The following is a 6,558-nucleotide window of genomic DNA, read 5'->3' on the forward strand; positions in this document are numbered from 1 at the left end:
TCGGCGCCGCGACGGCCCTCGGGAGTGCCACGACGGGATTCACGAGCACCCCGGTCTGCCCACTCCCACCGCCAGGCATCGGCGCCGCAGTGCCCGGTGCAGCCCGTGATGGTTCGCAGTCGCGGCGGCCCCGCAGACGCTTCGGCAGCTTCACCTCTCCAAGGGTTGGGGAAGGCATTGAGGACAGCCTGAAGTAGACCTGAGAAGCTACTGAGAGCACCTTCGCGGGCGCCCTCCCATACCGCGTGACAGCCACCCGGGGACGGTGGCCCGATCACTGGCGTGTCGTCACAGTCTGTAAATCAGGCGACCCGACTGCCACAGCGGTCACGACGTTCGCCATCGTGTGACGGGACAGGTCAGCGGGTTGGGCACTCGGGCAGTTGGATGGTCGGACAGGGAGCGGGTTGACGTGCTTCACGCACTTCCCCATGGGTGCCAACATGGTGGACCCCGCGGTCGCCGTTGTCGCCGCCGCCGCATTCACCGTCGCAGTGCCATCACGGCTCGCCGCATCGATCGCCGACCCACTCGCCGACGGCCGGGCCCGTTGACCGTGACCAGAATGGCCACGCTGGGACCTACGCTCCCGGACGCCGTGCCTCAGCCGACTGTTGGTCGCATTTCAGTCTTCACTCAGCTTGTGAGGGGAAGGTTTCTACCATGAGCACGCGGCCCCCCTTCACCTCCCCGGACGGACGTCCTTCGGACTCGCGGGCACCCGACGCCGGTGGCAACGACCGCCAGTCCGGGCCGGATGCCCCGGTCTGGGCGGCGCCGGATGCCGAGCCATACCCACCCACCCACCGGCCCGCGGTGCAGGCACCGGCGGGTCCAGCAGCCCCGGGTGCGGCAGACCCCCGGACGCCCCCCGAGTGGGGCTCAGCCGACGGGTCCGGCCGGACCTGGTGGGGAACGCCCTGGAGCGCACCCAGTACGAGCGGTTCCGACGACACGACGACCGCAGCCGCCTCGGGCGGCCCCGGCTCCGGCTACCCAGGCGGCTTCGGCTACCCAGGCGGCTCCGGCTCCGGGGCGGCGTCGAGCTCAGGGCCGACACCACCGTTCGGGTCGACACCGTTCGGGTCGACACCGTTCGGGCCGACACCGTTCGGGCCGACACCACCGCCGTCCGATCCGTATTACGGCCCCCCGCAGACCGTCGGGCAACCGGCCCCGCCGCCGCGACGCAGGCGGCTCGCCGCCGCCGCGATCGCGCTCGCGCTGGTCTGCGGCGGGGTGGGCGGCGGCGTCGGCGCTCTGGTCGCAGGCGGCAACGACGGGACGACCGTGGTGTCCTCCGCCGGCCTGCAGCGTGGCACCAGCACTGCGGGAACCTCACCAGCCGCATCCGGCACGGTGTCAGCCGCCGCGCAGACCATCCTGCCGAGCGTGGTCACGATTGCCGCCACATCGAGAAACCAGGCGAGCACCGGCTCCGGGGTGATCATTCGTCAGGACGGCTACATTCTGACCAACAACCACGTGGTAACCGACGCCGCACAGGGTGGTTCCCTGAAGGTGACCACGCAGGACGGCAAGGACTTCACCGCAAAGATCGTCGGAACCGATCCGACCTCCGACCTCGCGGTGGTCAAAATTGACGCAACCGGGTTGAAGGCGGCAACCTTCGGCGACTCCGACGCGCTCTCGGTCGGCGAACTGGTGGTCGCGGTCGGCAGCCCGCTCGGACTCAGCGGCACCGTCACGTCAGGGATCGTGAGCGCCATGCATCGGCCGGTGCGCACCGGCGACACCAACGTCCAGGACAGCAACGCCGTCCTGGACGCCATCCAGACCGACGCTCCGATCAACCCCGGCAACTCCGGCGGCCCGCTCGTCAACAGCAAGGGCGAACTGATCGGCATCAACTCGGCCATTGCAACGGTGGGCTCGAGCAGTGGCGGGTTCGGCAGCCAACAGGAACAGCAGGCCGGCAACATCGGTGTCGGGTTCGCGATCCCATCCAACTATGCCCAGACCATCGCCGGTGAACTGATCAGCAAGGGGACCGCGGTACACCCGTATCTCGGTGTGAACGCCTCAACCGCCGGAGCAAGCCAGACCGACCCGAACGGTGACGGAAGCGGCGCCACCATCCAGAATCTGGTCAGCAACGGACCCGCCCAGCAGGCCGGACTTCAGGACGGCGACGTCATCACCAAGCTGGGAGACCGCCGGATCACCAGCGTTGACGGGCTCATCGCGGCAGTCCGGTCCCAGCCGATCGGCAGCAAGGTGACCATCACCTACACCCGCGGCGGCCAGCCACATACCGCGGAGGTCATCCTGACTCAGCAGCCACCGTCCTGATCGCCCACGGCTCCGCGGCAGCCACGACCAAGCCATGATCAAAAAATCGTCGGCCTGACGGGTCCAGCATGTGACAGCAAAGTTTTCCCGACGTTCCCCTCATGGCATGGCCGGAACCCTCTAACGTAGCGAGCGATGCCGGTGTCGCTCCGTCCGCGCCAGGACACCGTCATGACTCATCCCGCCAATGGGGGATACGGGAGAATGCACTGATGACTGGCGGTATCCGCCGTACCAACCCGGAGGGGGCAGCCGCGACCGGTTTACGCCCCAGGCACGCTGTGTCGGCCCCTGCCGACCGGCGCTCGGGCGAGCGGCCTGACGGACCGCGGCCGCGAACCCCCGAGTCGGACATCGACCTCGTCATGCGGATCCGGCGCGGTGAGCGGGATGCTTTCGACGCCGTCTACCAGCACTATGCCGACGACGTCTTCTCGATGTGCCTGCTCATCCTGGGGGAGGCCGAGGTCGCCCAGGCAGCTGCGGGCACGGCGTTCGCCCTGGTGGCCCGAACGCGGCTGGCCACCCTCGGCGATGCCACCCGGCTGCGCTCATGGTTACTGGAGCTGGCCCGCGGCAGCGCTTTGGCGTGGTCCGGCTCGCCCCAGGCCCGCCGTGGCCCGATACAGCACGCGGTGGCGCCCGAGGAGATGCTCGCGAAGGTTCGGATCACTCCGGCGCCCGCACGGCTGCGGGAAGGACTCGTCCGCACCTTCGACCGCGCCGCGACGGCTGCCGACGGCACCACCTCGTCGTCCCGAGCACAGGCACCGGTGCAAGCACAGGCACCGGTGCAAGCTCAGCCATCGGTGCCAGCTCAGCCATCGGTGCCGGACGTATCCGCGGGCACCGCGAGCAGTGGAGCGGGTGACCCCGACGACACGCCGACAGCCATTGTGTTCCCCGCCATCCGTCCCGGTGGAAGCTCCCCCAAGCCGAACGACCGGCGTGTCCGGCCCACGGTAACGGTCGCCGCGTCGCTGCTCCTTGCCGTCGTGGGCATCGCCGCCGCGATCAACTGGCCCACCGCGGCTGAGGTCGGCGTCCCCTACGCCGATGTCGCGCTCGGCCCGGCGACTCCGGGACCAAGACCTCCCGCCACCGACCGGAACCAGACTGTAATGATCATTCCGACGGTCGCCGGTGAGTTCGCCAGGCGGCTGTCCGGCCAGCGGACCGAACCGACCGTGCCTGAGGTCGACGGCGCGAACCAGATGGTTCTGGTGGCCCAGCGATCCACCGCCGAGGCGATCAGGCCGCAGGCCGCACCCGAGCCAGGTCCACCCAATATGATCGGCTCGCTGTCACGAGCGACCGCGACACCGGTGGCAGCGGCACCCACCACACCGGCAGAGCGCTCCGCGACAAACGCACCGCCTTCCGGCGCCGAACCGCCGTCAACGCCACCGGCGACGCCAACACAACCGACGATCCCCTCGGCCACTCCCGACGCAGCCACGTCGGCGACGACCGTGCCGACGTCGGGGACCACCGCCGCCGGCGCGGAGCAGCTCGCGCAACCAGACTCCGTCGTCGGCCTTCAGCCGGTCTGACCAGAGCCTGTCGGCTACCGCACCTGGTAGAACAGGGTGGTCACATACTGATCGAAATCGTTCACGCGCAGCGTCAGCCGCAGCTGCCACGTCCCGGGCAGCGGCACCTGCATCGCCTGGGCGATCGCGTGGCCCGGCGCCACCTGGGTGAGCGACACCGGGAGCGGCCCGACCCCGGCGTCAGGCAGTGACAGCTGCGCCGACGCGTCCGCAAGCGGCGCGACCTTCCCCACGGGGTCGAAGGTGTAGATGTGCAGGGTCTGCGGCCCGTGCCTGGTCGGGCTGATGTCGACCTGGACGGTGAGCGGCCCGGCAAACACCGTGTCGGCGAACGGCGGCACATATGACGTCCGCGCCGGAATGGAGTTGACCAGTACAGCCGTCACCGCGAGTACCACCACGGCCAATCCGGCCTCGAACATCACCCCACGACGCAACCCGGTGACCGCACGCTCGGTGACCACAGGCTCAGTGACCACACGCTCGGTGACCGCAGGCTTAGTGGCTTGGAGCCGCCCCTGGGCACCGGTCGATGACGACCCCGGCGGACGTGCGGCCGCGCCGGCACCCGTGTCCGAGCGGCTCGCAGCCAGGGCCGCGACGACCGGCCGGTAGTGGCGCACGACCCATCTGTGCGCGAGCCAGCCGATTCCGAGCATCAGCACAACGAACCACAGCTTCAGCAGCAGCAGACGGCCGTAGGCGGTGGCGGTCAGCGCCGCCAACCCACCCACCTCCCGCCAGGTCTGATAGACCCCCGTGAGGATGATGACGCCAACTGCCGCCATCGCCGTGCGTGACCAGCGCGGCAGCACCCTGGCGAGTTCGGCGGCGCGGGCAGCGGGCACCCGGGCGTCGGGCACGCGGGCGTCCGGTCGAAGATTCCGATCATCGGCTGGACCGCGCCTGGACGTTGTGCGCAGGAAAACCACCAGCGCTGCCAGGCCGCCCGTCCAGGCGGCCACTCCCAACACGTGCAGGGTCAGGTTCGTGGTCGCCAGCCACGCGTCGTCACCGACACCCGCGTGCCCGGACGCCGCCTGGGTCACGGCGACGACGAGCCCCAGACCACCCAGCTCCGCGACGGCCCGGCGGCCACTGAGCACGATCGCGCGCAGCAGCGGTACCGCGAGCAGCAGCGCGAGGATGCGCAGCAGCACCAGATGTCCGAATCTGGTGTGCAACGTCGTTGACAATGGAGCCCATTGCGTGAGCGCGGACAGCCCCTGACCCGCACCGTAGGGACCCTGCACCAGCAACAGGCCGACAGCGCCGGCGAGCGTCACTCCCCATCCCGTCCACAGCAGCCGGCTCGGACCAGTCCGTTGCAGCCCGGCCGGCCAGAGTGCCACCAGGAAGAAGCCCGCACCGAGCAGGACGGACAGCCCGGCAAACGCCACGAAACGGATGACGCCGGCCAGCATGCTGACGCCGGCCGAACCGCTGTTGGTGGACACGGCCGCCGCGGCGGCGGCGTCCGGGGCCACCCCTACACCGAAGATGAATCCGCCGGCGACCGGATGGCTGTCCGCGGAGATGACGTGCCAACTGACGACATAGGTGCCGCGCGCGAGCCCGGCGGGTAGTCCGACCACGACCTGGTTGCCGGCCTGTCCATGCCGGACGTCACCGGAATCCACCCGTTTGCCGGCCGCGGAGATGACCGTGATCGAACGCGGGTCCGTCGTCACCGACTCGCTGAAGCTGAGCATGACCGCCGACGGCGGGACCGCCAGGGTGGACCCACCGACCGGGTCGCTGCGGTCGAGCACGGCGTGCGCCGACGCCGGACCGGCCGTCGCGACGAGTACCGCGACCATGGCGACAAGCAGGAACCCGACCCGGCGGATGATGCGAACCTCTACCACCGCCCCAGTGTCCCTCGCGCGGTCCCGGATCCCGCTCGCTCCCCCTTCGCTCCCGTCCCGATCCGCCGGAGCGGCACCGTAGGCTTCGCGTCGATGAACGTGACCGATCAGAGCGCCCGGTTATGGCACGGGCCGCCCCGCGCGCTCCTCGTTCTCGGCGCACTGGTCTGCTGGTTGATCATCGGGGCCTCGCCCGCATCGGCGCACTCTGTCAGCGGCGGCGGATCCACCAACCTGCACACGACCCTGACGGGGATGAACCCCGCCGTGGACGGCGTCACCCTCGCTCCCGTGGAGAACGGCAGCAGGGTCAGGCTGACCGTCGGCGGCAACCACACGGTGATCGTCCGGGGATACTCCGGCGAACCGTACCTACGGATCGACCCAACCGGCGTCTGGCGCAACGCGCTGTCATCCGCCACCTATCTCAACGCCAGCCGGTACGGGTCGTCGAGCCTGCCGGCCGGCAGTGACGACACCGCGCCACCCCGCTGGGAGAAGATCGGCGACAGCGGTGCCACCGTCTGGCACGACCACCGAACCCACTGGATGGGGACGCAGGACCCGCCGGTCGTCCTGGCGGCGCCCGACCGTTTCCACGAGATCTACACCTGGATGATCCCGCTGACCGTGGACGGCCGGGCGGTCAGCGTAACCGGCGCCCTCGACTGGGTTCCGGGACCGTCCCCAGCCCCATGGGTCGTTCTCGCGATCGCGCTGGCCGCCGGGGTGGTGGCTCTCGGGCTGCTGCGACGCGCGGGTAGGGCACTGGCCGCGGCAGTGACGACCATCGTCGCGGCGGACGTCACCCACTCGGTACTGAT

Annotated in this window: 4 protein-coding genes and 1 pseudogene; 4 read left to right on the forward strand and 1 reads right to left on the reverse strand. The window is 70.0% G+C overall.

The window, feature by feature from the left end:
- Positions 1 to 407: 407 nt before the first annotated feature.
- The 3 genes from U9977_RS18460 (at position 408) to U9977_RS18470 (ending at position 3,866) form a co-directional block, all read left to right on the forward strand.
- The gene (locus U9977_RS18460; RefSeq protein ID WP_322750530.1) at positions 408 to 554 is read left to right on the forward strand and encodes a hypothetical protein; all 147 of its coding nucleotides are present in this window, start codon (positions 408 to 410) and stop codon (positions 552 to 554) included.
- Positions 555 to 663: 109 nt separating this feature from the next.
- On the forward strand, positions 664 to 2,313 hold the full coding sequence (locus U9977_RS18465) for a S1C family serine protease (protein WP_322750531.1): 1,650 nt from the start codon (positions 664 to 666) through the stop codon (positions 2,311 to 2,313).
- Between the two features lie 365 nt (positions 2,314 to 2,678).
- On the forward strand, positions 2,679 to 3,866 hold the full coding sequence (locus U9977_RS18470; RefSeq protein ID WP_322750532.1) for an RNA polymerase subunit sigma-24: 1,188 nt from the start codon (positions 2,679 to 2,681) through the stop codon (positions 3,864 to 3,866).
- Between the two features lie 14 nt (positions 3,867 to 3,880).
- On the opposite strand, the gene U9977_RS18475 is transcribed toward U9977_RS18470, so the two are convergent.
- The gene (locus U9977_RS18475; protein WP_322750533.1) at positions 3,881 to 5,734 is read right to left on the reverse strand and encodes a copper resistance protein CopC; all 1,854 of its coding nucleotides are present in this window, start codon (positions 5,732 to 5,734) and stop codon (positions 3,881 to 3,883) included.
- Between the two features lie 93 nt (positions 5,735 to 5,827).
- On the opposite strand from U9977_RS18475, the pseudogene U9977_RS18480 reads away from it, so the two are divergent.
- A pseudogene (locus U9977_RS18480) lies at positions 5,828 to 6,558 on the forward strand (hypothetical protein); the annotation flags it as partial.

Source organism: Protofrankia sp. Cas8 (assembly GCF_963555845.1).
In the GTDB taxonomy this organism is placed as follows: domain Bacteria; phylum Actinomycetota; class Actinomycetes; order Frankiales; family Frankiaceae; genus Protofrankia.

Coding starts and splice junctions, on each gene's coding strand:
- U9977_RS18465 (WP_322750531.1), top strand. CDS start 664: ATGAGCACGCGGCCCCCCTTCACCTCCCCGGACGGACGTCCTTCGGAC.
- U9977_RS18470 (WP_322750532.1), top strand. CDS start 2,679: ATGCGGATCCGGCGCGGTGAGCGGGATGCTTTCGACGCCGTCTACCAG.